Raw genomic sequence first — 26,421 nt, forward strand, 5'->3', positions numbered from 1 at the left:
ACCATCGCTGGTCGCGCGGCAACGCGCGTGGCGTCAGGTCGAAACCATCGTCACCGGTGGTGCAGCGCGCCCAAGCGGATCGTAAAGGGTCGCCTTGAACTGCGTGGCGAGCGGCGTGAAGCCATCGGCGGCCGGGTCGCCGATCACAAGGGGCAGTTCAAGAATCGGCGCGTCGGCCATCAGTCCGAAGGCTTCGCCGGGTGGTGCGCGCAGGATCTCGATCCGCCAGTTTCCGAAGGGTGTTGGCCGAAGATCACCGGGATGCGAGAAGGCGAGCGTCAGGTCCTGCGTGCCGCCGGCGACGGCAGTACCGCCAAAGCCATCGAAGCTTGGGGCGACGGGGCCGGGCAAAGGGATCGTCGCAAGACCCGCAGGATCGGACGGACGGCTCCACATCCCCGGTACGGTCGAGCCGGATTCCGGCGCGCCCTGAACCTCCGCCCGCCATTGGTAGCGGGCAAATGCGCTGAGCCGCGCGGCGGGCGCGATGTCGGCCGCGCCCGCGTCGCGGAAGATTAGAATCTGCCGTCCGGTGATCGGATCAGGCGCAGGCAGTGGCAGACTGGCCACCAGTGGGGCGTTCAGCGGATCGGGGGCAGTGCCGCGGGTGCGATAGATTCGCGCGCGCTCGCCCCGCGTCGTACCGATTTCTGCGGTGACCGTAACCTCGACCACCAGATCGGGCTCTCCAGCCTGTGGCGGGACAAGCCGGACAGAGACGGAGGGCCTGGGCGGCGGGTCAGAGTTCGGCACGCCGTAAAAGACCATGTCGAGGTCGCGCAGCACGGGGCGCGCACCGCTTCCCGGTGCCTCGGTCGCGATCTTGTAGGCATTGAGCACACGGCTCGACCCGGACAACGCATGGCTCAGCCTGCGCGTCGTCGGGTTCGGGGCGTCGATGGCGGTCGGCAATCGTTCAAACAGGTGATCCGGAAAGTCCGCCTGGATGGCACGGAAGCGCCCAGCCCGTGCGGCCCGATCGGTGATCGCCGCGATCTGCCCCGCCTCGACCGCTCGCCCCTGATCGCTCAGCCAGGCGAGCAGGCGATTCTCGTCCGTATAATAGGCGGCATAGATCGGCGCGTTCGTTACCGGAGCGGTCCAGCTGCGTTCGACCCAGGCGAGCCCCGTCGCGTCGGGACGCGAGGAATAAAGCAGGACGTCCGGGATCGGCATCTGCGCGGGCGGGCGTGGATCGGTCATCCGCAGGCGGAGAGGCTCTGACGTGGCCGAAGCCTGGCCGGCGCTGTCGATCCATTCCGCCGTGATGACCATCCGTCGCTGTTCGGTCGGGGCGAGGATGGGTCCGGTCAGCGTGACCGGGACGGCGCGGCGCGCCACCTCGCCCGGGGGTGGGACCTCGATCGCGATGGCGGTGCCGACGGCGGCGTCGATATCGGCCATTGCCACCTCGACGCCCGGCGAATCGACACCGTGGTGGCGGAAATGAAGCCTGACATGCGACAGCGAGAAGGACCCGGGGGCGAGGCTTTCATTCTCAGGCAATGGTACACGCAGATGAAAGGTGCCGCCCACCGTCGCCGCATCGGCCGGCCCGGGTTGGCGATAGCTTCCCTGCACGACCGGCCGCGGTGGCTTGGGCCGCGGCCCGGGCGCCGCGTTCTGAATGGCAAAGCCAGACCAGCGACCGAAGCGGTCCTGCTGCGCGATGTGATAGCGCGCCGCTTCCGCGCCTGCCGTCCGGTCGGCAACAAACCCTTGCCTCCCGTCCTGTTCGGCAAGCGGCTGGTTGTCGTTCTGCCCGGTCAGTCCAAGGGCCAGTGGAATGTGCCAGACCGTGCCTTCCACCCGGCGATTGATTGTCTCGAACCCGGCGGCAGGCTGTTCACGTTCCGCGGCCAGCGTCGCGCCGACCAGCACGCCCTTTAACGGACACTCGATCTCGCGCACCGCTTGCGGCGGCAATGCCGGCAGCCATGAAACATGCTCGGGTGTCAGGATCTGGGGCGGCGCCGGCGGTTCAGGGATGGCGCGGCCATCGACCGCACAGATCGCGCCCATCATCATGTAATCGCTGGCCGGCGCCAGTTCGCCCCTCAGCTCCTCACCCTCATCGCGAAGGTAGTTTCCGGCAAGCTTCACGAAGGTGCGGAAGACGACGGGCGCCGACATCTGACGATCGCTTTGCGCGATCACATTGATCGGAAGGCTCAGAAGGCGGTCGGGCGGCACGCCGATGGATTGCGGATGACGGAAGAAGCCGATCACCCGGTAGAAGGTCAGACCGTCGATCAGATCCATCTTCTGATCCAGACCCTTAAACCCCAGCCATCCCGCAACACCGGGATCAAGGCTGCCCTGCATGACGCGGGCGAGATGGCCGATTGTCACCTCGCTCTGTTCGCCCGGCGCCGTCGCCAGCGGACGTCCGGCAGCATCGGTCACCTGGACCGTCTCTGACGCGAGAAATGGCAGGTCCGGCCCATCGATCAGCGCGTCGAGATCACGGTCGAGAGGGTTTGCCAGCGCGTGGACCCGCTCGCTTTCCTCGGTATCGCTGAACCCCGGTGCGGCCCCGGGCTGGGTTGCCCCTTGGGTTTCCTGCAACGGGCGGCGGTTTGGCGCCTGACGCCGCATCCTGTTTTCAGCGCGGCCCACCGGATCGATCAACGACAGATAGCGCAGACCCGACGTACGGGGCAGATTCAGGACATCGATCGTATCCCAGGACAGGTCGACGACGTCCTGCGCCGCGATCCAGGCCATGTCGGTGATGATGCCGCGTCCGGTGACCAGCACCTCGGTGATCGCCGGAGCGCCGATCGTATAGGGCGCGGCCCGCCGCTCACCCACCAAGGTCGGTCCCAGCCCGACCGACGGGCCGTAGACCCGCATCCGCAGATCGCCCGTCTCGGTCGGCGCCTCGCGCAACTGTGCAAGCCGGTCCACCAGCATGTCACGCAGGCTGCGCGTGTCGAGGCGGGCAAGCGTGCCGCCGTCACGGTTCACAGGTCTCGTGATCCGTGGACCAACGACGGGTCGTGTCGGGACCGGCACACGGACCGGACCGGGCTGGGGCTTGTCGGCTGCGCGCGACATCATCCCGACGAAGATGCAGGAAAGGCCCGCGCCCTGAACGATCGTGGCGCGGATTTCGTCACCCTTCTCGACCGTGATCGGCAGGGTCAGGATCTCATCCCGGGCGTTGCGGAATACGATATCACGACGTGGCGCGAAATTGTCCGGCAACCGCTCGGACAGGCGCGCCCGCTGCAGGATGAACGGTGCGACCGGAAGGCCGAGGACCGGATTATGGCCGACCCGCAGATGATTGCCCGGCTGGATATGAGGCTCGAAGGTCGCGGCCGGAATTCCGGCAAGGTTCAGCAGAGTCGGCGGAACGATCGTCACCATGTCAGAAGCCTTCCGTATCCAGCATGACAGGGCGCGCGTTGATGATTCGCCGCCCGGTCAGTGTTCCACCCGGCGCCACCTTCAGGCGGAAACTCATCGGCGCGGCATCGGTGGGAGTCACCGGGCTGGGGGCGACGAAGAGCACTCGGGTCCAGTTCAGCGTCGCGCAGACCGGCAGGAACGTGCCCCCGCCCAGCGTGATTCGATCAGGCTCACAGCGGATGGAATCGACCGCCTGCTGACCCTGCAGGACCGCGCGTTCACGCCGCAGCGGTTCGGGCGCATCGATCAGGACGCCCGCGACGCCGAATGTGCCGCCACCGAGATGTCGCCACAGCGCGATGGTGCGCCCGGTCTCGCCTGGCAGCGACAGCGTGTCCGCGCCGATTGCCACCAGCGCATCGCCCATCGCCTTATCCGAAACCTGCATTGGACCCGCCGGCAGCACCGCCGCATCGGCCAAGATCATCTCTGTCGGCGCGATCGGTGCAGTGCCCGATGTCGCGAAACCAAGCGCGCGCATCATCTCGGCCGGATTGGCGTAGCGCGAGGTCTTGAATCGTGTCGGATTGACGATCACCGGGTCGGACCCCGCCGGCGCCTTCTTCGGCGCGATCAGGTTGAAGTCGTACATCGCGTTCGGCTCCAACTTGAACCGGGCGCCCAGCGACGCGCCACCGACCGCAGGTCCGTCGGGCAGACAGGGTGCGGCAAGGATCGCGTCATTGATGCGCTGTTCCGCCACACTCTGCGTCGATGCCGGCGCCTTCAGCCAGAACATCTCCAGCAATTGCGGGAATACGATCAGGTCCATCGCCGCCTGGTTCGGCTGCGGCGGCGGATCGGTGCGGCGCACCCACAGGTCCAGCTTGCGACCATAACGGTCCGCCAACGCCTCGACATGGCCTGTGTCGAAATGGACCCATAACGGATCGTCCGTGAACACCACGTCGCGCCCATCGGCCGGTTCCGTGCGCGACAGGTAGCGGGCGATATCGCGCGGGTCGAACTTGTATTCGTTCAGCCCGTCCTGAGTTTCGCCTCCGACCAGATCCTCGGCGGCGACGCGGAAGCGGAAGTTCTGCCGTGGCCCTGCCTTCCAGGCGGAAACGGGCGGCGAGGACCCCGGGACGGTTTCGGGCGGCGTCGCGGGCGGGCTGTCGGTGCCGTCCTCGTTCGAAGTCCAGGCCTGCCACGACCAGTCGATCTCGACCCGGTAGTCGGTACCGGGATCCAGCAGGATTTCGCGCGCGATCACCGCGACCTCGCCGGTCGCGGACGCACCCACATCATCGCCAAGGCCTTGCTGCGCCTCTGCATCCTCGTCACGCGACAGGTCCGCGCTTGTATCGACACCGCAGAGCGACAGCAGCGTGGTGCGAAGGCCCGCGGGCGTCACGATGTCGAAGCCGTCTGCGTCCTTCAGGGTTTCCGGCTGATCATAGGCGACGATGCGGCACGATCCGCCCCGCGAAGACGGAATTGTCCCGATCACCTGGGGCGACCAGTCACGGCGCGACTCGCCCTGACCCGTGACGACCCGTGGCAAACCTGATGCGTCGGCCGGGCCGCCCTTGGTGCCGGTGCAGAACTGCGTGAGGAAGGATTTCTCGCCCGCGTGAAGCTCGATCCGCGCGATCCCCTCGCCGACCTGTTCCAGCCGCGACAGAGCCTCGACCGAACCTCCGCCCGTCGCCGTGGCGATCGTATTGCCTCGCGCATCAAAGGCCTTGGCCTCGACACGCTCACCGCCCAGCGTCGCGACGTAGAGGGTCATCCGCGATTGCGGCGCATCGGGTGTCATGATCAGGCCACCAGACGGGATCAGCAGCTCAAGCCTGCCGTCCGGCTGGGTCGTGACTGTATCGTCGCCGCCGATAACGTCCATCACCTCCAGCATCTGACCGCGCTGCGCTGGCACCAGGACCGTGTCACCGACCAGAAGCTTGCCGACCGGGCGGGCGCTGATCTCGCGGAAATCGTGGCACGTCTCGCCCCCGAGATCGGTGGCGTGACACAAGCGGAAGATGATCGCTTCATTGTTTCCGCCCGTGACGATGACCCGCGCAATACCCGGCGCGCTCAGATGCAGGTCGACCGGATCGCGCGCCTCGTCCTCGACCCGCGCAATCATCGCGCCACTTGCGTCAAAGGCGCTCGCTGACACAGGACCGGCACCGCTGAAAATTCCAATGGAGATCGACGACAGCGGCGCGTCCGGAACGATCTCGACACCCTTGTCGGGGAACTGCAGTTCGGGTCCGCCATCCTGACCACGCCGGGGCGGGTTCGCGGCTGCATCGACCCAGTCGACCAGCCGCAAGCCGAAATCACGATTCAGCACGGTGAAGCTGTGGCCGCCATGGCTGAAGCGACCCGAAGCGACCTGATCCTTCTTCGCCCCACGAAAATCGACGCATTGCTGACCCTTGTCCGCGCCCAAGACGCAGATGCGGTAGAGATGCAGGCGTTTGGCGCGGGTGGCGATGACGATCTCGGCGATGTCGCCATCGGACTCCAGGCGCAGCGTCACCGACCCCTTTTCATCGCCCGGATCGGACAGGCTGCGGCTTTCGCCCTGCCTGTCTGTCCACTTCACGTCGAAGGGCCGCGCTTCATGGCGGAACAGGTGCAATTCGATCTCGCGGGCCGGCGCGCGCGGCTCCACGATCAGGCCGGGTGCAGTGATGCGAATGTCCGGACGGCTGTCGGCCCCGATGACGGCCCCCCCTTGAGACAGATCGACTTCGTCCGTGACGAGGAAGGGCCGCGCAGGGTCCAAGGCCTTCAGGCTGAATCCAGGCACGTCCAACGCCGCAAACTCCTTGCCGACCGACAAGCCGGCGAAGTCATAACATTGCCGTGCATCGCTTGCCGGACGGCGCGCTGTGCCGTCGCAGACCATCAGCAGCAGCCGGCCACGCCGGATTGTCCGATCAAGGCTTGCAAGCCAGGGCAGTGCTGTCCGCATCACCGTGCCGTCCCGTGCCGTCTGCGCCTCGGGCAGACGATAGCCGCGCATCAGCGGGCCGGTCGGTCCGGCCACGGGTTGGGGCAGATCGACGACCGCGCCCGGCAGGACCATCCCGCCGGTTTGCGCGATCAGCGCCGTGAGGGCTGGCCCCTGAAGGATTGTGGCGCCGATACGCAGCCCTGGACGCCCGGCCAGCGTGAACCGGCTTGGGTAAGGACCCGGCGGCGGGGTTTCGTGCAGGATGCGGATGCGGTCGGGTCCGGCGCCGCGCGCATCCTTGCCGTAAAGGCAGGCGCGCGCGGGTTGGGGCAGCGGTTCACAAAGCTTGACGATCGTCCCGGCCGGATCACCGGGTGCCGAGGCACCGCCGTCGGACATCGGAAGCGCCCAGTCCCACGGCTGCCAGTCCAGCAACTTCAGCGCGCTGACCTCGGCCCCCGAGGGTGCCTGCGGCCCGCCGCTGCCCGCCTGCCGCGCGGGCGAGCGAACCCATGCGCTTTTCAGCGGGTTGACCCCTGCGACCTCGGCCCCATTGGCCACGTGGACCAGCCGCACATTGTCCAGACGGTAGGTGTATTTCAGCCGGTTCGAGCCGAACCAGATCTCGCCCGAGGGTTGCGCGGTCGGGTCGAACTGCTGGCCCGCGGGGATCGCGTCCTTGACGTAATGCGCGAAGTTGATGACCGGCGCGGTATCGGCCCAGATTGTGTGGTTGTCCTTGGGGTCGGCGCCGGTGTTCTGCATCACCCCGTCGACCTCGGTCATCTGGAAGATCGGCAGTGCCTTCAGCGTCTGTCCGGCGGCGATCTTCGCCTCGTCCAGCGCCTCACCCATGATCCGGCCGCCCCGGTCGGTCAGCACGACCGACATTGCGGGCGGGGGCGGCGCCGGCGGGGTCAGGGCCGGGTTGCTGCCGATGTGGAACTTCACGCAGCCTTCGACCGAGAAGAAGAACAGGTCCACCTTGCCGCAGAACTCGCCATCCAGCGAGACATTGCCGTTCTGATAGGTCAGCACGATGTCGCCGCGCGCCGAGACAGAGACGACGACCAGATCCAGTTCTCCCTTCACGAAGATCCCGGCCTTGATCAGGATCGGGTTGGTCCCGAAGCCCGCCAGCAGCAGGACCGAAGCCGACAGCCGGATCGGCCCGGCCTTCCATTCCAGCGCCGCGCCCGCGCCAAAACCGACCGAAAAGCCGTCGAAGGAAAACCGCGGGTCGCCGCCCAGATTGGGCAGCCCGTCCTGCTCGATCATCAGATAAGAGAACGCCTTGAGGTCCAAGGTCGAGGGCAGCAGCGTCAGCGTCACCGGCTCGCCCGCGCGGCCCATCTGCCCGTCCGAGCCGATGCGCACGTAGATGCCGTTGCCGGAATAGGGGAAATAGGCCGAGAACGGCGCCTTGAGTTCAAGGATCTTCGGGATCGAATAGCGCGCGGCGACGGCCAGCGAGACTGCGGTGTCGTCGATCACCACCATGCCGATGATCGCCGCGTTCTGATCACCACCCTTTTCCTTGGAGGTCTTGTCGGGCACCGACAGCAGGTTGACCTCGACGCCCAAGATCACCTCGGGGTCGGGGAAGGCCACCACGACCATCCCCTGCGCCGACATCGAGAAGGAAGCGTCGGGCAGCGTTCCAATCACCACGCCCAGGCCCAATGCGTGCTGATCCTTGCGCGGACTGTACTTGTCCTCGGGCGGCTTCATCCACCAGCCGATCTCGCGCTTCACGATATCGACGGGCGTGGTCTCCAGAATGTCGCGTTCGCCGTTGATGACGGTCTGCCCGATGAAGCCGTGGATCGCACAGCCCGAAGGTCCAAGCGGGATGCCGCCCGGAAACTGCACCTTGGCGAAGAGGTTGATGAAGGTATAAGGCTCGGGCGTGGTGAAGCTGGCCATCGCGAAAGCGGCCGAGGCCTTCAGCTTCAGCGGGATCACCTCGATATCGACGCCAGCCTTGATGACGCCGCCCGGATCCTCGATCCGCAGGCGACCCTCGCCCTTCAGGGTGTTGGGAATGTCCACCTTCGCGGTGAGGCCGCGCAGCGAGAACGCGGGGATCGGGCTCGCCCCGTCAAAGGTGACGCGGATCACGGCTTCAGAGATCTCGACGACACCGATGGTCAGCGCGAAGGCAAAGCGCGTCTCGATCCAGATGCTGCCTGTGCCCAGCGCGGTTTCCACCGCGCGCAGAAGCTTGCCCAGCACGCCGTCGATCTTCCACTTGCCGGGGTCCTCGATAGAGATTGCGTCGGTCGGATAGCCGATCGCCACCTGGTCCCAGAAATCGCTTTTCGTGGAATCGAAACGGATGCTGACGTCCTTGTAGCGCAGCTTCACCGGGCGGTCGGGATCGGTAGAAAGGCCCAGCACGCCGGTATCGACATGCAGCCGGGTCGAATAATCACTGGTCAACGCGACGGTATAGGCGTCGCCGGGCCGGTCGAGATTGCCGATTTCAGCCGAAGCCTCGATTTTCTTGAAGGTCGCGTTCGAGCCGTCCTTCAGCAGGACCGAGGCGAAGCCCGCCCCGGCGGCCAACGCGGTGATCCGCGCGGCCTTCTCGACCGTGTCGGTATCGGAATCGACGCCCGACAGCAGAACCGGCCCCAGTGCCAGCGCGGCGACAAGGTTCGGTTGTTCCAGCGGCGGGAACAGCCCGTCCGGGGCACCGTCCGATCGGATGCCAAGCTGCGTGCGGGTGAAGCCGGTCGCGTCCTCATGCCGCCAGCCGCCATAGATGGTCAGCACCTCTGTTCCCAGATCGACGGGCTGCCCCCCCAGCGGCGGCAGCGGATCGTCCTGCGGTGACCAGGCGAACTCGAACTCGGCCTTGGACGGAATCAGGTCCTTCGCCCCCTCGCCGGTCGGCTTGTCCCAGCCGCCCATCAGGCGGATGCGGTAATCGGATTTGGGGGTCGAGGTAATTGCGGGCACCGGGTCCACAGTCTCGCCCGGCATCGACATGCGGCGTAGATCCGGCGCGCGGCCGGGATCCAGCACCTGACGCACAGCGGCGGCGGCGGGTGTGCCGCCGACGGCGTAGATGTCCACCCGGCGGAAGCTTTCGCGAACGCGCTCGGCGGCGTGTGCCGTGTCGCGTTTATCGGGCCATCCCGTGCGATCGGTCAGGTCGTCGCCGGTGGTGTCGTCGGTGGCGAGGATCAGGCGCTGCGCCGTGCGCTCCTCGTCATCGAGCGGGCTTGTGGCGACGCTGCCGGGCTGGCCGTCCTGCTCACCCCAACCGGTGACGCGCGCCAGCGCCAAGGGCGCGGGCGCACCGCCACCTGCGGCGCTGGTGAGAAAGTTGACCGCCGTATCACGCCGCGTGCGCGCCAGCGTCTGGTTCAGGGCGTCGTCGCCCAGATCGTCGCAGCGCCCGACGACGAGGAAATCGGCGCCGGGATAATTCGCAGCCCAGGCCAGAAGCTGCCGGTGCAGGTCCGAGGCGCTGCCGCCCGCGGGGCTCGCCACCGGTCGCAGATCACCCCAGCGGCGCGCCACGCCGGTCGCGAATTCGAACAGGATCTGGACGTGCCGATCATGGTCGACCGAAGGGGGGACCGCACCCGATTCCAGCGTGACGATGGCCAGCGTTCCGTCCGGCACGGCGACTTTCTCAGGGATCGTCCCGTCAAGAAGCGCCGTGTCGAGGACCGGGCGATAATGGGCGCGGGCATGGAAGTCAGGCAGGTCATAGGTGCCCTCGACCGCCGCGGGGGTCAGCGGCGCGGTCGGCGCGCTGGCCGCGACCACCCCGTCCTCGCCGCCGATCAGCAACGGCTGGCCCTCGGCCACCTGAACCCGCAACCGGGCGACGCGGGCATGTCCGCTGCCATCCGTCTCGGTCAGGACCAGAAAGTCGTCGCCCGCAATCTCGGCCGGCGGCACGGTACAGGACACGCCCGTCTGAACAGCGCCGTTCGCGCCCATCTTCCAGCGAAACGTCCCCGCCGTCGGTGCGGTCGAGCGTGCGCGAAAGGACAGCGCCGCGATATCGGCTGCGGGCCCCGCGACATGGATCGCGTTCACGACCGAGGTGCCCGCGGTGATCACGTCGATCTCGGGGATTTCGCCCGCTGCAATAAAGCGGAAGCTGATCTCGGGGTGGCGGATGATGGGGCGCCCGGGGACATGTTCTTCCGGGATCACCCGCAGGATCTGGCCATGACCCACCTGCCCCGCGGAATTGTCGCCGGTGGTCTCGCTTCCGTCCGGCCAGCGCCATGTCGCCTGCCAGTCGGTGTCGGTCCCCCCCTCGGGCGGGGCGGCGGCGGCGAAGCCTACAGCCATCTGCACCTGATCGTCCTGACCCGCCGTGATCGCGACCAGCCGTTCATTCCCGCCACCCGTTGCGCCGACGGGCGTCTGGCCGTCTTGCGTAAAGACGAAGGTGGCGGGGTCCAGCGGTGCGCGGCCCCACTGGACCTCGAACTCGCCCTGCACGCCGCGTGGCGATCCCAGAAGCAGATTGCGCACCCCGCCGGAAAAACCGCCCTGTCCCAACGCGTTCGGCGGCGCATAGACAGTCGCCTCGGCAATCGCGAAGCCGACCCAGTCGGGCCCCTGCCCGAGATTGGTGATGAAGGGCGGTGAGACCGTGTCCGACGCATCGAACAGGATCTGCGTCAGGGTCATTCCGAATTCTGACGAGCCCAAAAAGAAATGGGGCGGCGAGCAGCGCAGGCTGACCACCGCGCCGGTGTCGGCAAGCGGATCGGCGGCCGAGCGATTTTCGACAAACAGCAGCGCGACGGGATCGCTGGCCGACGCCTTGGCAAAGCGGATCGTCGCCTCGCCCGAGATCACCACGGCGGTGTCGGTCTGCCGACGGATCAGACGCCGCGGCGTCGTACCCGTTTCCTTGACGAAATCGGCGCCGTGCAGGTCGTGCAGCTTCAGGCTGATGCCGTTCAGCACAAGATCAAGATGCCAGCGGCCTTCGGGGCTGTCGAACATGGCCAGCCTGAACGGCGTGCCGGCCGTGATGCCGGGCAGTTCCAGCTCACCGAAGCCGAGTTGGATCGGATCGGTCTGCAGTGATTTCAGCGTGCCGCTGTGCTGAGTCCCACCTGTGAAAGACGTCGAGGTGACGCCTTCGGTCGTGAACATGCGCGCGATGTCGCGAAAACCCGACGCCCCCTCGTCACCAAGGATGTCGCCGAGCGGCGTGCCGTCTGGAAAAGGCATGGCTAAACTCGATCGATCGCTGAACCGCCGATCATTTGTTTAGCATATAAGAAATAATAAACATAGTTTTTAAAACCATGATCTGGCTTTTCAATTACTCAGGAAAGTGGCGGAGGTAGTAAATAAATTTCTTGAAAACAAGCGGCAATGGTGGACCGCATGGTCAAGCGGCAGGAGAAGGGGGTGATTCTGAAAATCACACGCGGGCCGATTCGCAAAGCAAATCAAATTTTGCGGGGCATCGTACCGACCCATCAGCGATAAACGGCTATTCCGTAAACTTGCTGACCTGAAAGCGTCTTCAACCTTCCTGAGCGATTCGCTGTCTCAGTAAGCGGCGCCACCGGCACCCGCGGGAAGGGCGCCATAGGGCAGCCAGATCGTCTTCCACTGGACCGCATGGTCCAGCATCATGCGACCCTGGGCATCCGCCGCTGTCCAGTCACGCGGCGTTACGGGCCAGACCGGCTTCAGGTTGCCGCCCGCCGCCGTCTCGACCGTCTGCAGGCTTTCGGCATCGCCCGCATGCCACATCGCCACGACGTCGTCATGTGCGGCGAGCGTCTTCGCCAGTTCGTCGCGCGGTCCTGTGACGATGTTGACGACCCCGCCCGGCACGTCAGAGGTGTCGAGGATCTGATACAGATCCAGTGCCGGCATTGGGTCGTCTTGCGAAGCGATAGCGACGACCACATTCCCCATCGCGATCGCGGGCATCACCAACGACATCAGCCCGGCCAAAGGCGCCTCATTCGGACAGGTGATGCCCACGATGCCGTAGGGCTCTGGGACGACGTTCACCAGATGCCCGGTCTTCGTCTGCACGTTGCGGCCGTCGAACTTGTCGGCCCAAGCGGCATAGTGGAAGGCGCGTGCGATGGCCGCATCCGCCTCGGCCCGGCTGGTTCGCGCCACCAGCGCATCGCGGCGCTGCGACAAGTTCTCGGCCAGGAAATACAGCACCTGCGCACGGGCATGTCCGCCCATCGCGCCCCATTTCGGCGCGGCCTTGCCAGCGGCCTCGACCGCGTTTCGAATATCCTTGCGGTTGCCGAAGGGCGCCAGCCCGCCGGGCACCGCATAGCTTTGTCCGCCATCGGGGCGTTTTTGCGCGCCGCCGATATAAAGCTTGGCGGTCCGGTCGATGCCATCCTGCGCGTTGCCGGCGCCTGGTGCCGGGACGGGCGCGGTTGGCGTGGTGATCTTCGCAGGCTTCGGCGCGGGCGGTGCGAGATAGTCCAGCATCCCCACGAACCCGCCCTCGCGTCCAAAGCCGCTCTCGCGATAGCCGCCAAAGGGCGCGCCGGCGTCGAAAAGGTTGGCGCAGTTGATCCAGACCACGCCCGCCTTGATCCGGGCCGCGATATCGGTCGCGACGGCGGCGCTTTCCGACCAGACGCTGGCGGCCAGTCCGTAGCGGGTGTTGTTGGCCAGTTCCACCGCCTCGTCCGCCGCACGGAAAGTCGACAGCGTGGCGATCGGCCCAAAGATCTCCTGAACCATGCCGGGGTTGGCGGGGCCGATGTTCCTCAGATAGCCAGGCGCTATGAAACAGCCCTCGCCCGGCTGTCCACCGACCAGTTCGGCACCCGCATCGGTCGCCTGCGCGCAGATGTCGATGATTCGCGCCTTCTGGATCGGATCGACGATGGCGCCGACATCGGTCGACTTGTCTAGCGGCTGGCCCATCCGCATCCGTGCCATCCGCGCGGTCAGCAGCGCCCCGAACCGGGGCGCGACCGCCTCTGCCACAAGAATACGCGAGCCCGCGCAGCAGACCTGTCCCTGATTGAACCAGATCGAGTCCACCACGCCCTCGACCGCGGCATCAAGATCCGCGTCCTCCATCACCACGAAAGGCGACTTGCCGCCCAGCTCCAGCGTCAACTTGACCTTCGTCCCCGCCAGGGTGCGGGCAATGCCGCGACCGACCTCGGTCGAGCCGGTGAAGGCGATCTTGTCCACATCCGCGGCGACCAGGGCCGCGCCGGTCGCACCGTCGCCGGACACGATGTTGACCACGCCAGCAGGCAGGCCGACGTCGCGACAGATCTCGGCAAAGGCCAATGCGGTGAGGGGGGTGTATTCGGCGGGCTTCAAGACGACCGAGTTGCCTGCGGCGAGCGCGGGCGCGATCTTCCAGGCCAGCATCAGCAGCGGGAAGTTCCACGGGATGATCTGGCCGCAGACCCCCAGCGGCTGGTGACCCGGAAATTCGGCGTCGCGAAGCTCTGCCCATCCGGCGTGGTGATAGAAGTGCCGCGCGACCAGGGGCACGTCGATGTCGCGGGACTCGCGGATCGGCTTGCCGTTGTCGAGCGTCTCCAGCACCGACAGGAAGCGCTCGCGCTTCTGGACGTGGCGCGCGATGGCGTAGAGATATCGCGCGCGCTCGGATCCGCTGAGGCCCGCCCAACCCCGTTGTGCCTTCCGCGCGGCCTTCACAGCTGCGGCCACATCCGCCGCTGTCCCCTGCGAGACCTCGGCCAGCAGATCGCCCGTCGCCGGATCGCGGACCGTGAATGTCTCGCCCGGCTTCGCGAAGGTGCCACCGATGAAATGACCGAACGGGCCGCGCTGCTTTAGCCAGTCGCGGACCGCGCCGCTGTCCTCGACCGATGGGCCGTAATCCAGGTTGTCCATGATCTCGCTCACGCTCGGCATGTGATCCTCAGGCAATGGCTTGGCGGTGGGCGGCTGCGTAGCGGCCGGTGACATGATGCGACAATTGCCGCTCTATATCACCCAGCAGGCTGGAGGCGCCGATGCGGAACAGGTCCGGCGACAGCCAATCCTGGCCCAGCTCCTCGTTCATCATCACCTGCCAGTTCAACGCATCCTTAGCGGTGCGCAGACCGCCCGCCGGCTTGAAGCCGACGCGCTGGCCCGTCTGCGCAACGTAGTCGCGGATCGCGCGGACCATTACCAACGATACTGGCAGGGTCGCGTTCACGCCCTCTTTCCCCGTCGAGGTCTTGATCCAGTCGGCCCCCGCCTGCATCGCAACATGGCTGGCCTTGGCGACATTCGTCAGCGATTTCAGATCGCCCGTGGCAAGGATCGCCTTAAGCCGCGCCGCCCCGCAGGCTTCGCGCATCGCGCTGATCTCATCGTAAAGCGCGGCCCATTCGCCCATCAGGACATGGGCTCGGGTGATCACGATGTCGATCTCGTCGGCACCCTGATCGACGGCATAGCGGATTTCGGCCAGTCGCAGGTCCAGCGGCATCAGCCCGGCGGGAAAGCCGGTCGCGACACTTGCCACGGGGATGCCGGAATTGCCGAGCGCGCGTTTCGCCGCCGCCACCATCGTCGGATAGACGCAGACTGCGCCGGTCGTCAGCCCCTCGACGCCCAACGCCTCGGCGATCTCTGGCGCGATCGGGTGTCTCGCCTTGGCGCAGAGCCGGACGACCCGCGCCTCGGTGTCGTCGCCCGCAAGCGTGGTCAGGTCGATGCACCGGATCGCGTTCAGCAGCCACGCAGCCTGCCATTCCTTCTTGAGGCTGCGGCGCGCAGGCAACGTGGCAGCGCGTCGTTCCACGGCGGGCGCATTGATGCGAATGTCGGCGAACCATTCCGGCGTCAGGGCAGTGCCGGGATTTCGTCTGAGGGAGGCCATGTCGTCCTCGGAAGGTCGGGGTCAGGCGAAACGGTAACGTCCGCACCCTGCGGCGACAAGCCGGACGGCGCGTCGCCTCAGCGACGCGGCTTGCCCCGCCAATTGTCCATCCAGCCGGTGACGCGGCCTCGCGCCGCGCCGGCGCGACCTTCGACGCCGTCCCAGGCGCGATCCGCGCGTGCAGCCGCAGGCTGGATCGTGCGCTGGCGAAACTGCGCCCACATCCGCCAGAACAACACCAGCAGCGCGAACAGGACGACCAGAACGATCGAGGCGGCCCAGTTCCGCGGGCGCTCCGCCGGGCCGGCGACCGTGTCGATGGAAATCGCGTTCGGATAGATCGACAGGAACGGGACGCGCCATCCATAGGCGGTGATGCTGACCCATTGCGGATCGGACGCGGTGGATTTCAGGTTCGTCGCCTCTGAATGGAGGTTCGAACTGTCGTATTTGAAATAGGGCGGCCAGATCCAGCCGGTGTCCTCGTTGCGATAGACGAAGACCTTGCCGTTCGCGCGCACCGTGTCGATGAAGCGGATGTCGCGCTGACCCTGCTGGTTTTCGACCGTGCCGGTGTCGTCGCTGGCATAGAAGATGCTGTTGGTCGGGCTGATATAGGTCAGACGGTTGTAGGTGTTGGTGATCCTGACCGTGTTCTTCGACGGCAACGAATAGTCGAGGAACATGAACACGATAAGCCCCAGCAGGATGCCCAGCACGGCCTTGACGTAATACATCCGGGCACTCCCCCTATTGCCAGTTCACCAGCCAGACGATCACCATGATCGCCAGCGTCGGCAGCACGAAGACCAGAAGCAGCAGTCGCGATTGCAGCGACTTCCGGAACCGCGCCACGCCGCGATCGACGAATTCACGTCGGTCGGGGCTGTCGCCCGCGCGGTGCGGGTGACGCAGATCCCAATGCTCTTCCAGCCGCTCGCGGCGCAGAGATCGGATATAAAGCGACAGCAGGATGTAGAACACCCCCTCGATCAGGATCACGACAAGGATCAGGCGGATCAGCGCGGTCATGGTGACGAATCCTTGGCGTGGGGGATCGCGTTCAGGGTCTTGCCTCTACAGGCCGATGCAAGCCTACCACGCGGCACAGGCTTGCAGCCAGCGAGGTGGCTGTCGCCGCAAGTTCAGTCGGAATCGGCGTTGCGGGTCGCTCACGGCGGGCCTAGCGTCGCGCCATGACCGACCTTACCACCGCCATCGAGGCCCGCCGCCCATCCCTGATCCAACTGACGCAGGATCTGATCCGAATTCCGACGCTGAACCCGCCGGGCCGCCATTACCTCGACATCTGCGAATTCCTTCAGGCCCGCATGGCGCCGCAGGGTTGGGATTGCGAACTGGTCCGCGCGCATGGCGCGCCTGGTGACAGCGAAACCTATCCGCGATGGAACATCGTCGCCCGGCACAAGGGCGCGCGGTCCGGCGATTGCGTCCATTTCAACAGCCATCATGACGTCGTCGAAGTCGGCCATGGATGGACGCGCGATCCATTCGGCGGCGAACTGGACGGCGACCGCATCTATGGCCGCGGTTCGTGCGACATGAAGGGTGGATTGGCCGCCAGCATCATCGCGGCCGAAGCCTTCATCGCCGAGAACCCGGACCATGCCGGCACGGTCGAGATCAGCGCCACGGCAGACGAGGAATCGGGCGGTTTCGGCGGCGTGGCCTATCTGGCCGAGCGGGGTGATTTCGCCCGTGTCAATCACGTCATCATCCCCGAACCGCTGCACAAGGACCGCATCTGTCTTGGTCATCGCGGCGTCTGGTGGGCGGAAATCGAGACGCAGGGCCGCATCGCCCACGGCTCGATGCCGTTCCTGGGCGATTGTGCCGTCCGTCACATGGGTGCAGTCCTGGAAGAGATGGAGGCGACGCTGTGGCCGCTGCTCGCCGGCAAGCACACCGAAATGCCGGTCATCCCCGACGGTGCGCGATCATCGACGCTGAACATCAATTCGATCCACGGCGGCGCGTCCGAGCCCGAGGCGGATTATACCGGCTTGCCCGCCCCTTGCGTGCCCGACCGCTGCCGCATCGTCATCGACCGCCGCTTCCTGATCGAAGAGGATCTGGCCGAGGTGAAGGCAGAGGTCACCGCACTGCTGGAAAAAGTGAAGGCACAGCGCCCGAGCTTCCGCTACGAGGTGCGCGACCTGTTCGAGGTCATCCCGTCGATGACCGACCGCGACGCGCCGGTCGTCCGCACCACCGCCGCCGCGATCGAGCGGGTCCTGGGGCGTGAGGCCGGCTACGTCGTCAGCCCCGGCACCTACGACCAGAAACATATCGACCGCATCGGCAAGCTGAAGAATTGCATCGCCTACGGGCCCGGCGTGCTGGATCTGGCCCATCAGCCCGACGAATGGGTGGGCGTGCAGGACATGCTGGACAGCGCGCGCGTGATGGCGCTGGTGCTGGACGACCTGCTGGGCTGAGCGCAAAAGAAAACGGGCCGCGAAACGCGACCCGTTCGGTTCATTCGGTCGAAAAAATCAGGCCAGAGCCAGATTGGTCGCCGATTCGCGGCCGTCACGACCGGCTTCCAGATCAAAGGTCACGGCCTGGCCGTCTTCGAGATGACGGATGCCAGCGCGCTCCAGCGCCGAGATGTGAACGAACACGTCTTTCTTGCCGCCTTCAGGGGCGATGAAGCCGAAGCCTTTGGTGGCGTTGAACCATTTCACGGTGCCTTTGGCCATCGTGAGATCTCCTGTCAATGTTGCCATCCACACGATGCGATGGCCCGGCGTCGTCAGATCACGATCGAGACTGAAGCCGAAAAGCGGAGACAGAGGTTCGAATGGAATAACGTAGCCGGTTGCCTATGCGACATTTCAGCCGAAAAGGCAAGCGCCGGCATCGAGGCGGCCGGATGGCCGGCCGCCCCTGTCCGATCTTATTTCCAGATCTCGCGGTTCACGCCCGGTGCGATGTCGGGATGATCCTCGATATGGAACTTGGGCAACTGACCCTCGGCCCGCTGCCGCAGATAGTCGCGCGTGACATAGGCGATGGTTCCCGACAGCAAGACGATCGAGATCAGGTTGATCGTCGCCATCAGGCCCATGCTCGCATCGGCGAAGTTGAACACCGTGCCGACCGCCTGGATTGCGCCCCAGATCACCATCGCAAGCGACACGACCCGCAGGACCATGATCCCCGCGGTGCCTCCGCCCAGATAGACGACCGCATTCTCGGCATAGGAATAGTTGCCGATGATCGAGGTGAAGGCGAAGAAGAAGATCGCCACCGCGACGAAGATGCCGCCGAAACCGCCGAAATGGTCGTTCAGCGCCGCCTGGGTCAGGTTCACCCCTGTCAGCTCGGCCGAGGGCATGACGTCCGCCAGCAGGATCATCACCGCCGTCGCCGTGCAGATCAGCAGCGTGTCGATGAAGACGCCAAGGGCCTGCACGAAGCCTTGCGAACTCGGGTGATGCGGGTCGGGCGTCGCCACCGCGGCGATGTTCGGGGCCGAGCCCATGCCCGCCTCGTTCGAGAACAGCCCCCGCTTGATGCCGTTCAGCGCGGCAGCCAGGATACCGCCCGACACGCCGCCGACCGCCTCCTGCAGGCCGAAGGCCGACTTGACGATGCCGGCAAGGATGCCGGGCACTTCGGTGATGTTCATGATCAGCACGATGATCGCGGCCAGAAGGTATAGCCCGGCCATCGCCGGGACGACCTTTTCGGCCACGCGCGCGATCTGCGGAATGCCGCCGAAGATGATGATCCCCGCCAGCGCCGCAACGGCGATCCCGACGACGGCCTTCGGTACACCGAAGGATTGCTGCACGGCTTCGGCGATCGAGTTCGCCTGCACGGCGTTGAAGATCAGACCGAAGGACAGGATCAAGGCGATCGAGAACACCGCGGCCAGCCATGGCTGCCCCAGACCCTTGGCGATGTAGAAGGCCGGTCCGCCGCGATACATCCCGCCCGGTCCATGGACCTTGTAAAGCTGCGCCAGCGTCGATTCCGCATAGGCTGTCGCCATGCCGACCAGCGCCACCATCCACATCCAGAAGATCGCGCCCGGCCCGCCCAGCGTCAGCGCGACCGCGACGCCGGCGATATTGCCGGTGCCGACGCGGCTGGCCAGCGAAACGGTCAGCGCCTGAAAGGGTGAGATGCCGTTCTTGTCAGTCTCGCCCGAGCCGATGACGCACCGGAAAAGCTCGGGGAAATGCCGAAACTGGATGAAGCCCAGTCGGATGGTAAAATAGATGCCCACGGCCAGAAGGCCGTAGATCAGCACGTAACCCCAGAAGATCGTGTTCAGGAAATCGACGATCGCATTCATGGCTGCCCTCGCTCTCGTTTTTGTGAGTCGAGCCTAGCATCCTTGGCCGTTAGCGCAATCGCCTCCCGTATCCCACCACCCGATTTCTATCGCCTGCGACAGATTAATCGCAGCAGTATCACTGATCGCCGCACGATCGGTCAGCGATCAGTGATCGCTCTCTCAGCGTTTCGGCCCGGCTTCTAGCACATCCTCCAGCGTCCGAAGCCCGGGACGCGGGGACTGGACCAGAACCGCCATGTTTCCGGGTTTGTGCTGGTTCTTCATCATCTTGACATGCGCGTCCGGAATTTCGGCCCATGGGAACAGCTCGGACATGCAGGGGTCCAGCCGCCGCTCGAGCATCAGTCGATTGGCCGCAGCCGCCTGTTTCAGATGCGCAAAGTGGCTGCCCTGCAGGCGCTTCTGGTGCATCCACATGTAGCGCACGTCGAACGTGCAGTTGAAACCCGTGGTGCCCGCGCAAATCACCACCATGCCGCCCTTCTTGCAGACCAGGGTGCTGACCGGGAACGTCGCCTCGCCCGGATGCTCGAAGACGATATCGACGTTGTTGCCCTTGCCGGTGATGTCCCAGATCGCCTTGCCGAACTTGCGCGCCTCGGCGAACCATTCCTTGTATTCCGGGGTGTTGACCGTGGGCAGTTGGCCCCAGCACTTGAATTCCTTGCGGTTGATGACGCCCTTCGCACCCAGTCCCATGACGAAGTCGCGCTTGTCCTCTTCACTGATCACGCCGATCGCGTTGCCGCCCGCCGCGTTGATCAACTGGATCGCGTAGGACCCCAGGCCGCCCGATGCCCCCCAGACCAGCACGTTCATGCCCGGCTTCAACTCATGCGGTTCATGTCCGAACAGCATCCGGTAGGCGGTGGCCAGCGTCAGCGTGTAGCAGGCCGATTCCTCCCACGTCAGGTGACGCGGGCGCGGCATCAGCTGCTGGGCCTGCACGCGGGTGAACTGCGCGAAACTGCCGTCATGCGTCTCGTAGCCCCAGATCCGCTGGGTGGGCGAGAACATCGGATCGCCGCCGTTGCATTCCTCGTCGTTGCCGTCGTCCTGGTTGCAATGGATCACGACCTCATCGCCGACCTTCCAGTTCTTCACCTTGTCGCCGACCTTCCAGATGATCCCCGACGCGTCGGATCCGGCGATGTGATAGGGCTGCTTGTGTCCGTCGAAGGGGCTGATCGGCACGCCCAACCCCGCCCAGACGCCGTTATAATTAACGCCCGCCGCCATCACGAGAACCAGGACCTCGTTGCTGTCGATCTCCCATGTCGGGACGACTTCGATCTGGAAACTCTTGTCGGGCTCGCCGTGACGCTCGCGCCGGATCGCCCAGGCGTACATGGTTTTCGGAACATACCCGAGGGGCGGCATCTCGCCGATTTCATACAGATCCTTTTCGGGTGCGTCGTAGGGCGCGATCGGGGTCGGGGCGTCGAGGGCCATCGGAAACTCCTAGCGGGTGCCGCACCGCAGAATCGGCGGCTTGATGCGTCAGGAATACGAGACGCCGCGAAACATTACAACACATAGGGTGTGTATTTCGTAATTATGTAACTTCCTCGCTGCCCCGATCAACCTACTCGACCAGCTAATCGCTCGCTTTTGACGCAATCAGCAGAAGGTTAGAATTCCGCCGCGCTGCAGCGAATTGACGGCGTATCATTATTTCAGTAACGCTTTCACAACCGACAGATTGTTGCGAGGCGACGACATGGCCGATCCAGAAGCACCAAGCCGCGACAAGCCCTGGCTGTTCCGCACCTATGCAGGCCATTCCACCGCCGAAAGGTCCAACGCGCTCTATCGCGCCAACCTCGCCAAGGGGCAGACAGGGCTTTCGGTGGCCTTCGATCTGCCCACCCAGACCGGCTATGACAGCGACCACGTCCTTGCGCGCGGTGAGGTTGGCAAGGTCGGTGTACCGATCTGCCATCTGGGCGACATGCGCGCGCTCTTCGACCAGATCCCGCTGGACCAGATGAACACCTCGATGACGATCAATGCCACTGCGCCGTGGCTGCTGTCGCTCTACATCGCAGTGGCCGAGGAACAGGGCGCCGACGTCTCGGCGCTGCAAGGCACCGTGCAGAACGACCTGATCAAGGAATACCTCTCGCGCGGCACCTATATCTGCCCGCCGAAACCAAGCCTCGCGATGATCACCGACGTCGCCGCCTACACGCGCGAGCATCTGCCGAAATGGAACCCGATGAACGTCTGTTCCTACCACCTGCAGGAAGCGGGCGCGACGCCGCAGCAGGAACTGGCCTACGCTTTGGCGACGGCGATTGCGGTGCTGGACGACCTGAAGACAAAGGTGCCGACGGACAGCTTCCCCGAGATGGTCGGGCGCATCAGCTTCTTCGTGAACGCCGGCATCCGCTTCGTGGCAGAGATGTGCAAGATGCGCGCCTTCACCCAGTTGTGGGACGAGATCACCGCCCAGCGCTACGCGATCGAGGATCCGAAATATCGCCGCTTCCGCTATGGCGTGCAGGTGAACTCGCTTGGCCTGACCGAACAGCAGCCTGAAAACAACGTCTATCGCATCCTTCTGGAAACGCTTGCCGTCACGCTGTCCAGGAACGCCCGCGCCCGCGCGGTCCAGCTTCCGGCCTGGAACGAGGCGCTGGGCCTGCCGCGCCCCTGGGATCAGCAATGGTCGCTGCGCATGCAGCAGATCCTCGCCTATGAGACCGACCTGCTGGAATATGCCGACCTCTTCGACGGCAACCCGGCCGTCGCCGCCAAGGTCGAGGCGTTGAAGGAAGCGACGCGCGCAGAGCTTGCGACGCTCGACGACATGGGCGGCGCGATCGCGGCGATCGACTACATGAAGGCGCGGCTGGTCGAATCGAACGCCGAGCGGCTGAACCGCGTCGAGGCGGGGGAAACCGTGGTCGTTGGCGTGAACCGCTGGCAGCAGGGCGAACCCTCGCCGCTGGTTGCGGGCGACGGCGGGATCATGACCGTCGATCCGGCTGTCGAACAGGATCAGATCGCGCGGCTGAATGACTGGCGAGCAGCCCGCGACGAGTCGGCGGTGAAGACCGCACTCGCCGCCCTGCGAGACGCGGCCTCTAAGGGTGAAAACGTCATGCCCGCCAGCATCCAGGCCGCCCGCGCGGGCGTCACGACCGGCGAATGGGCGGGCGTGATGCGGCAGGTTCACGGCGAGTATCGCGGCCCGACCGGCGTCTCGTCCTCGCCTAGCAACCGCACCGAAGGGCTGGACGACATCCGCGAGGCCGTGGACGCGGTCAGTCAGCGCCTTGGTCGTCGGCTCAAGTTCCTCGTCGGCAAGCCCGGTCTTGATGGCCATTCCAACGGTGCCGAACAGATCGCCTTCCGCGCCCGCGACTGCGGCATGGACATCACCTATGAAGGCATCCGCCTGACCCCCGAGCAGATCGTCGCGCGCGCGCTGAAGGAGGAGGCGCATGTCATCGGCCTCTCGATCCTGTCCGGCAGCCACCTGCCGCTGATCGAGGATTTGATGAACCGCGTCCGCGCCGCCGGGCTGGGCGATGTGCCGGTGCTGGTCGGCGGCATCATCCCGGACGATGACGCCCGCCGGCTTCTGGCGATGGGTGTCACGCGGGTCTACACGCCCAAGGATTTCCAGTTGAACACGATCATGATGGACATCGTCGCGCTGGTCGAACCAGGTGCCGCCGCGGCATGATGACAGTCCGCATCGCGATCTTCGCGGGATTAACCATCCCTGCGTTACGACTTGTCCCACGCCGTGCGCAGACTATAGATGAATTTCAAGCTGACGGACCCTCCCCATGCGCATCGCCCTGACCGCCCTCGCCCTGTCTCTTGCGGCAATACCCGCAGCGAACCTGCCCGCTGCGGCGCAGACCTCGTTCGGCAAGGTCAGGCCGGCGCCCACCAATCTTCGCGAATATGAAAAGACGGTCGAGGATCAGCTGATGATCGGCATCCGCCGCGCCAATTCGTCGCTGCCCCGATCGGGCCGGGCCACCCGTATCGCCACGCTGGTCGCCGTGGCGATCAGGCCGGATGGTCGTCTGGGCGATGTCCAGATCCTGCAATCGAACGGCGGCCCGGGTCTAGACGAGGCACTGGTCCGCGCGATCGCTGCCAGCGCACCCTTCCCCGCCTTCACCCCCGACATGGCGGGCAAGGAGATGTATATCCACACGCTCGGCCTTGGCGTTCATCGCAATTGAGGCGGGCGAACATGATACCTCGTCGTAAATCCGTGGCGCCTTGTGTTGCCCTCGCCCTCAGCCTGGCCGTGACCCTGCCTGCGGTGGTAGGCCCCGCAGCGGCCCAAACCCAGTTCGGCTCGATCGAGACGATGCGGCCGGCCGACATGCAGGAATGGGGTACCCTGTTGTCGGCCAACGTGCATCGGCAGGCCGGAACCATCGCTGGGTCCATGTCGAACCTGACGTTGACGGAGCCAGTCGAACTGTCGTTTTCCCTCACGGTCGATCCGTCCGGCACGATCGTGTCGGGTCGCGTTGTCGACAGTTCGGGCTACGGGGCGCTGGACGAGGCCGCCCTCCGCCTCGTGCGCAACATGCCCCCGATGCCGGCCTTCACGCCCGACATGCCGCAAGAACCGCTCACCTTTCGGCAGCGCATCACGATCCAGCGCTAAGCCGCCGGCGCCGCGTCATGGCCGGCGTTGTTGACTCGCACCGCCGTCTCGCCTATCTGCATCGGCAATTCCCGGAAGGCTGATCCTTCCGGTCCCCGTCGTCGCGGGGATCGCCCCCCGTCAGCGCGTCGCGCCCACGGGGGCCATCTTGCTTTAACGGACCGCTGGAGGCCCGCGATGTTCGAGAACCTGTCCGACCGCCTCGGCGGAGTCTTCGACCGCCTGACCAAGCAGGGCGCGCTGTCCGAAGACGACGTCACCGCCGCGATGCGCGAGGTGCGCACGGCGCTTCTGGAAGCGGACGTTTCGCTGCCGGTCGCGCGGTCCTTCGTGAAGTCGATCACCGCAAAGGCCACCGGCGCCGCCGTCACCAGATCGGTCACGCCCGGCCAGCAGGTCGTCAAGATCGTCCATGACGAGCTGATCAAGGTCCTGCAGGGCGAGGGCGAACCCGACACGCTGCGCATCGACAACCCGCCCGCGCCGATCCTGATGGTCGGCCTTCAGGGCTCGGGCAAGACGACCACGACCGCCAAGCTGGCCAAGCGCCTGAAGGACCGCGAGAAGAAGCGCGTGCTGATGGCCTCGCTCGACACCAACCGTCCGGCCGCCATGGAACAGCTCGCGATCCTCGGCCAGCAGATAGGCGTCGACACGCTGCCGATCATCAAGGGCGAAAGCGCGGTCCAGATCGCCAAACGCGCCAAACAGCAGGCCAGCCTTGGCGGCTACGACGTCTACATGCTCGACACCGCCGGCCGTCTGCACATCGACGAAACGCTGATGGACGAGGTTCAGGCCGTCCGCGATGTCGCCAACCCGCGCGAAACGATGCTGGTCGTCGACGGGCTGACAGGCCAGGACGCGGTCAATGTCGCCACCGAGTTCGACCAGAAAGTTGGCGTCTCGGGCGTGGTGCTGACCCGGATGGACGGCGACGGGCGCGGCGGTGCGGCGCTCTCGATGCGCGCGGTCACGGGCAAGCCGATCCGCTTCGTGGGCCTCGGTGAAAAGATGGACGCGCTTGAGGCGTTCGACGCGCAGCGCATCGCCGGCCGTATCCTCGGCATGGGCGACATCGTGGCCTTGGTCGAGCGCGCGCAGGAAGTGCTGGAGGTCGAACAGGCCGAGCGCATGATGAAGCGGTTCCAGAAGGGCCTCTTCAACATGAACGACCTGAAGAACCAGCTTGAGCAGATGCAGAAGATGGGCGGCATGCAGTCGATCATGGGCATGATGCCGGGCATGGCGAAGATGGCCAAACAGGCCGAACAGGCCGGCATGGACGACAGCGTCATCCGCCGTCAGGTCGCGCTGATCAACTCGATGACCAAGAAGGAACGCGCCAATCCCGACCTGCTGCAGGCCAGCCGCAAGAAGCGGATCGCAGCTGGCGCAGGCATGGAAGTCGCAGAACTGAACCGCCTGCTGAAGATGCAGAAGCAGATGGCCGACACGATGAAGAAGCTCGGCAAGATGGGTAAGGGCGGCATGCTGAAACAGGCGATGCGCGCGATGCAGGGCAAGGGCGGCGGGCTGCCCGACATGGCCGATGTCGATCCCGCCAAGATGGCCGAGGCGACCAAGCTGTTGCAGGACCCACGCGGTCTTGGCGGCGATCTGGGCAAGGCCGGCCTGCCCGGCGGGCTGTCGGGGATGTTCGGGAAGAAGTGATGACGACCATCGCCATCGATATCCCGGTCATCGAAACCGAGCGTCTGATCCTGCGCGAACCGCGCCTGTCGGACTGGGACGCGGTGAACCGTTTCGGCCTGTCCGAACGGTCCGGCTTCGTCGGCGGTCCGTTCGAGGAATGGCAGAACTGGGGCGCCCTGACCGGCACCATCGGCCATTGGGCATTGCGCGGCTATGGCATGTGGTCGGTCGAGGATCGGGCCTCGGGCGAGATTGCCGGCCGCGTCGGCATCCTCAACCCCATCGACTGGCCCGAGCCTGAAATCGGCTGGCATGTCTATGAAGGGTTCGAAGGCAAGGGCATCGCCTATGAAGCTGCGATTGCCGCACGCGATCATGCTAAGACCCATCTGGGCCTCGGCCCGCTGATCTCGCAGATTCACCCCGACAACCATCGCTCTCGCCGGCTTGCCGAACGCATGGGCGCCCATGTCGAGCGTGAAGGCACGGTCCGGGGCACGCCCTGCCTGATCTACCGCCACCCCGCGAATTCCACCGAAGGGTCCGCCTGATGCCCTTCTCCCTGGTCCAGATATCCTCGGAAGTGCGGGGGCAGACAGCCACTGCCCGCGACCTCGTCACCG

The 26,421-nt window shown here is 65.5% G+C and carries 15 protein-coding genes; 6 read left to right on the top strand and 9 right to left on the bottom strand.

Annotation, left to right across the window (positions count from 1 at the left end; genetic code table 11):
* Window positions 1–33 precede the first annotated feature (33 nt).
* The 6 genes from MLD63_RS00385 to MLD63_RS00410 form a co-directional block, all read right to left on the bottom strand.
* On the bottom strand, window positions 34–3,375 hold the full coding sequence (locus tag MLD63_RS00385; RefSeq protein WP_255327856.1) for a hypothetical protein: 3,342 nt from the start codon (window positions 3,373–3,375) through the stop codon (window positions 34–36).
* Between the two features lies 1 nt (window position 3,376).
* A complete protein-coding gene (locus MLD63_RS00390) occupies window positions 3,377–11,545 on the bottom strand; it encodes an OmpA family protein (RefSeq protein WP_255327857.1) in 8,169 nt (2,722 codons plus the stop codon).
* 327 nt (window positions 11,546–11,872) lie between these two features.
* A complete protein-coding gene (locus MLD63_RS00395; protein WP_255327858.1) occupies window positions 11,873–14,209 on the bottom strand; it encodes an aldehyde dehydrogenase family protein in 2,337 nt (778 codons plus the stop codon).
* 7 nt (window positions 14,210–14,216) lie between these two features.
* Window positions 14,217–15,167: a deoxyribose-phosphate aldolase gene (gene deoC, locus MLD63_RS00400; protein WP_255327859.1), complete on the bottom strand. Its 951-nt coding sequence runs from the start codon at window positions 15,165–15,167 to the stop codon at window positions 14,217–14,219.
* A gap of 77 nt (window positions 15,168–15,244) precedes the next feature.
* Window positions 15,245–15,904 carry a DUF1523 family protein gene (locus MLD63_RS00405; protein WP_255327860.1) on the bottom strand — a complete coding sequence of 220 codons (660 nt, stop codon included), beginning with the start codon at window positions 15,902–15,904 and terminating at the stop codon, window positions 15,245–15,247.
* 13 nt (window positions 15,905–15,917) lie between these two features.
* Window positions 15,918–16,199 (bottom strand): hypothetical protein, encoded by a 282-nt coding sequence (locus tag MLD63_RS00410; protein ID WP_255327861.1) that lies wholly within the window; start codon window positions 16,197–16,199, stop codon window positions 15,918–15,920.
* A 164-nt stretch (window positions 16,200–16,363) separates the two neighbouring features.
* On the opposite strand from MLD63_RS00410, the gene MLD63_RS00415 reads away from it, so the two are divergent.
* Complete coding sequence (locus tag MLD63_RS00415) at window positions 16,364–17,626, top strand: acetylornithine deacetylase/succinyl-diaminopimelate desuccinylase family protein (RefSeq protein WP_255327862.1); 1,263 nt, start codon at window positions 16,364–16,366, stop codon at window positions 17,624–17,626.
* A gap of 57 nt (window positions 17,627–17,683) precedes the next feature.
* Here the strand turns inward: MLD63_RS00415 and MLD63_RS00420 are convergent, their stop codons facing one another.
* The 3 genes from MLD63_RS00420 to ccrA form a co-directional block, all read right to left on the bottom strand.
* Complete coding sequence (locus tag MLD63_RS00420; protein WP_255327863.1) at window positions 17,684–17,890, bottom strand: cold-shock protein; 207 nt, start codon at window positions 17,888–17,890, stop codon at window positions 17,684–17,686.
* A 197-nt stretch (window positions 17,891–18,087) separates the two neighbouring features.
* Window positions 18,088–19,494, bottom strand: coding sequence for an alanine/glycine:cation symporter family protein (locus MLD63_RS00425; RefSeq protein ID WP_255327864.1), 1,407 nt, complete (start codon window positions 19,492–19,494; stop codon window positions 18,088–18,090).
* Window positions 19,495–19,656: 162 nt separating this feature from the next.
* The gene (gene ccrA / locus MLD63_RS00430; RefSeq protein ID WP_255327865.1) at window positions 19,657–20,949 is read right to left on the bottom strand and encodes a crotonyl-CoA carboxylase/reductase; all 1,293 of its coding nucleotides are present in this window, start codon (window positions 20,947–20,949) and stop codon (window positions 19,657–19,659) included.
* A gap of 268 nt (window positions 20,950–21,217) precedes the next feature.
* Between ccrA and MLD63_RS00435 the strand changes: the two genes are divergently transcribed.
* The 5 genes from MLD63_RS00435 to MLD63_RS00455 all read left to right on the top strand — a co-directional run bounded on the left by MLD63_RS00435 (window position 21,218) and on the right by MLD63_RS00455 (window position 26,349).
* Complete coding sequence (locus MLD63_RS00435) at window positions 21,218–23,191, top strand: ethylmalonyl-CoA mutase (RefSeq protein ID WP_255327866.1); 1,974 nt, start codon at window positions 21,218–21,220, stop codon at window positions 23,189–23,191.
* A gap of 106 nt (window positions 23,192–23,297) precedes the next feature.
* Window positions 23,298–23,705, top strand: coding sequence for a TonB family protein (locus MLD63_RS00440; RefSeq protein WP_255327867.1), 408 nt, complete (start codon window positions 23,298–23,300; stop codon window positions 23,703–23,705).
* 11 nt (window positions 23,706–23,716) lie between these two features.
* Window positions 23,717–24,142 carry an energy transducer TonB gene (locus MLD63_RS00445; RefSeq protein WP_255327868.1) on the top strand — a complete coding sequence of 142 codons (426 nt, stop codon included), beginning with the start codon at window positions 23,717–23,719 and terminating at the stop codon, window positions 24,140–24,142.
* A gap of 177 nt (window positions 24,143–24,319) precedes the next feature.
* Entirely contained in the window at window positions 24,320–25,816 is a 1,497-nt protein-coding gene (gene ffh / locus MLD63_RS00450; protein WP_255327869.1) for a signal recognition particle protein, read from the top strand.
* Window positions 25,816–26,349: a GNAT family N-acetyltransferase gene (locus MLD63_RS00455; RefSeq protein ID WP_255327870.1), complete on the top strand. Its 534-nt coding sequence runs from the start codon at window positions 25,816–25,818 to the stop codon at window positions 26,347–26,349. Before ffh ends, MLD63_RS00455 begins: the two co-directional genes overlap by 1 nt.
* Window positions 26,350–26,421 lie beyond the last annotated feature (72 nt).

This window comes from Paracoccus albicereus (assembly GCF_024359525.1).
In the GTDB taxonomy this organism is placed as follows: Bacteria; Pseudomonadota; Alphaproteobacteria; order Rhodobacterales; family Rhodobacteraceae; genus Paracoccus; species Paracoccus albicereus.

Bases quoted from the DNA above. Each gene is read 5' to 3' on its own strand.
- MLD63_RS00410 (WP_255327861.1), bottom strand. From the start codon at position 16,199: ATGACCGCGCTGATCCGCCTGATCCTTGTCGTGATCCTGATCGAGGGG.
- MLD63_RS00420 (WP_255327863.1), bottom strand. From the start codon at position 17,890: ATGGCCAAAGGCACCGTGAAATGGTTCAACGCCACCAAAGGCTTCGGC.
- ffh (WP_255327869.1), top strand. From the start codon at position 24,320: ATGTTCGAGAACCTGTCCGACCGCCTCGGCGGAGTCTTCGACCGCCTG.
- deoC (WP_255327859.1), bottom strand. From the start codon at position 15,167: ATGGCCTCCCTCAGACGAAATCCCGGCACTGCCCTGACGCCGGAATGG.
- MLD63_RS00440 (WP_255327867.1), top strand. From the start codon at position 23,298: ATGCGCATCGCCCTGACCGCCCTCGCCCTGTCTCTTGCGGCAATACCC.
- MLD63_RS00385 (WP_255327856.1), bottom strand. From the start codon at position 3,375: ATGGTGACGATCGTTCCGCCGACTCTGCTGAACCTTGCCGGAATTCCG.
- MLD63_RS00425 (WP_255327864.1), bottom strand. From the start codon at position 19,494: ATGAATGCGATCGTCGATTTCCTGAACACGATCTTCTGGGGTTACGTG.
- MLD63_RS00415 (WP_255327862.1), top strand. From the start codon at position 16,364: ATGACCGACCTTACCACCGCCATCGAGGCCCGCCGCCCATCCCTGATC.
- MLD63_RS00390 (WP_255327857.1), bottom strand. From the start codon at position 11,545: ATGCCTTTTCCAGACGGCACGCCGCTCGGCGACATCCTTGGTGACGAG.
- ccrA (WP_255327865.1), bottom strand. From the start codon at position 20,949: ATGGCCCTCGACGCCCCGACCCCGATCGCGCCCTACGACGCACCCGAA.
- MLD63_RS00395 (WP_255327858.1), bottom strand. From the start codon at position 14,209: ATGCCGAGCGTGAGCGAGATCATGGACAACCTGGATTACGGCCCATCG.
- MLD63_RS00435 (WP_255327866.1), top strand. From the start codon at position 21,218: ATGGCCGATCCAGAAGCACCAAGCCGCGACAAGCCCTGGCTGTTCCGC.
- MLD63_RS00455 (WP_255327870.1), top strand. From the start codon at position 25,816: ATGACGACCATCGCCATCGATATCCCGGTCATCGAAACCGAGCGTCTG.
- MLD63_RS00405 (WP_255327860.1), bottom strand. From the start codon at position 15,904: ATGTATTACGTCAAGGCCGTGCTGGGCATCCTGCTGGGGCTTATCGTG.
- MLD63_RS00445 (WP_255327868.1), top strand. From the start codon at position 23,717: ATGATACCTCGTCGTAAATCCGTGGCGCCTTGTGTTGCCCTCGCCCTC.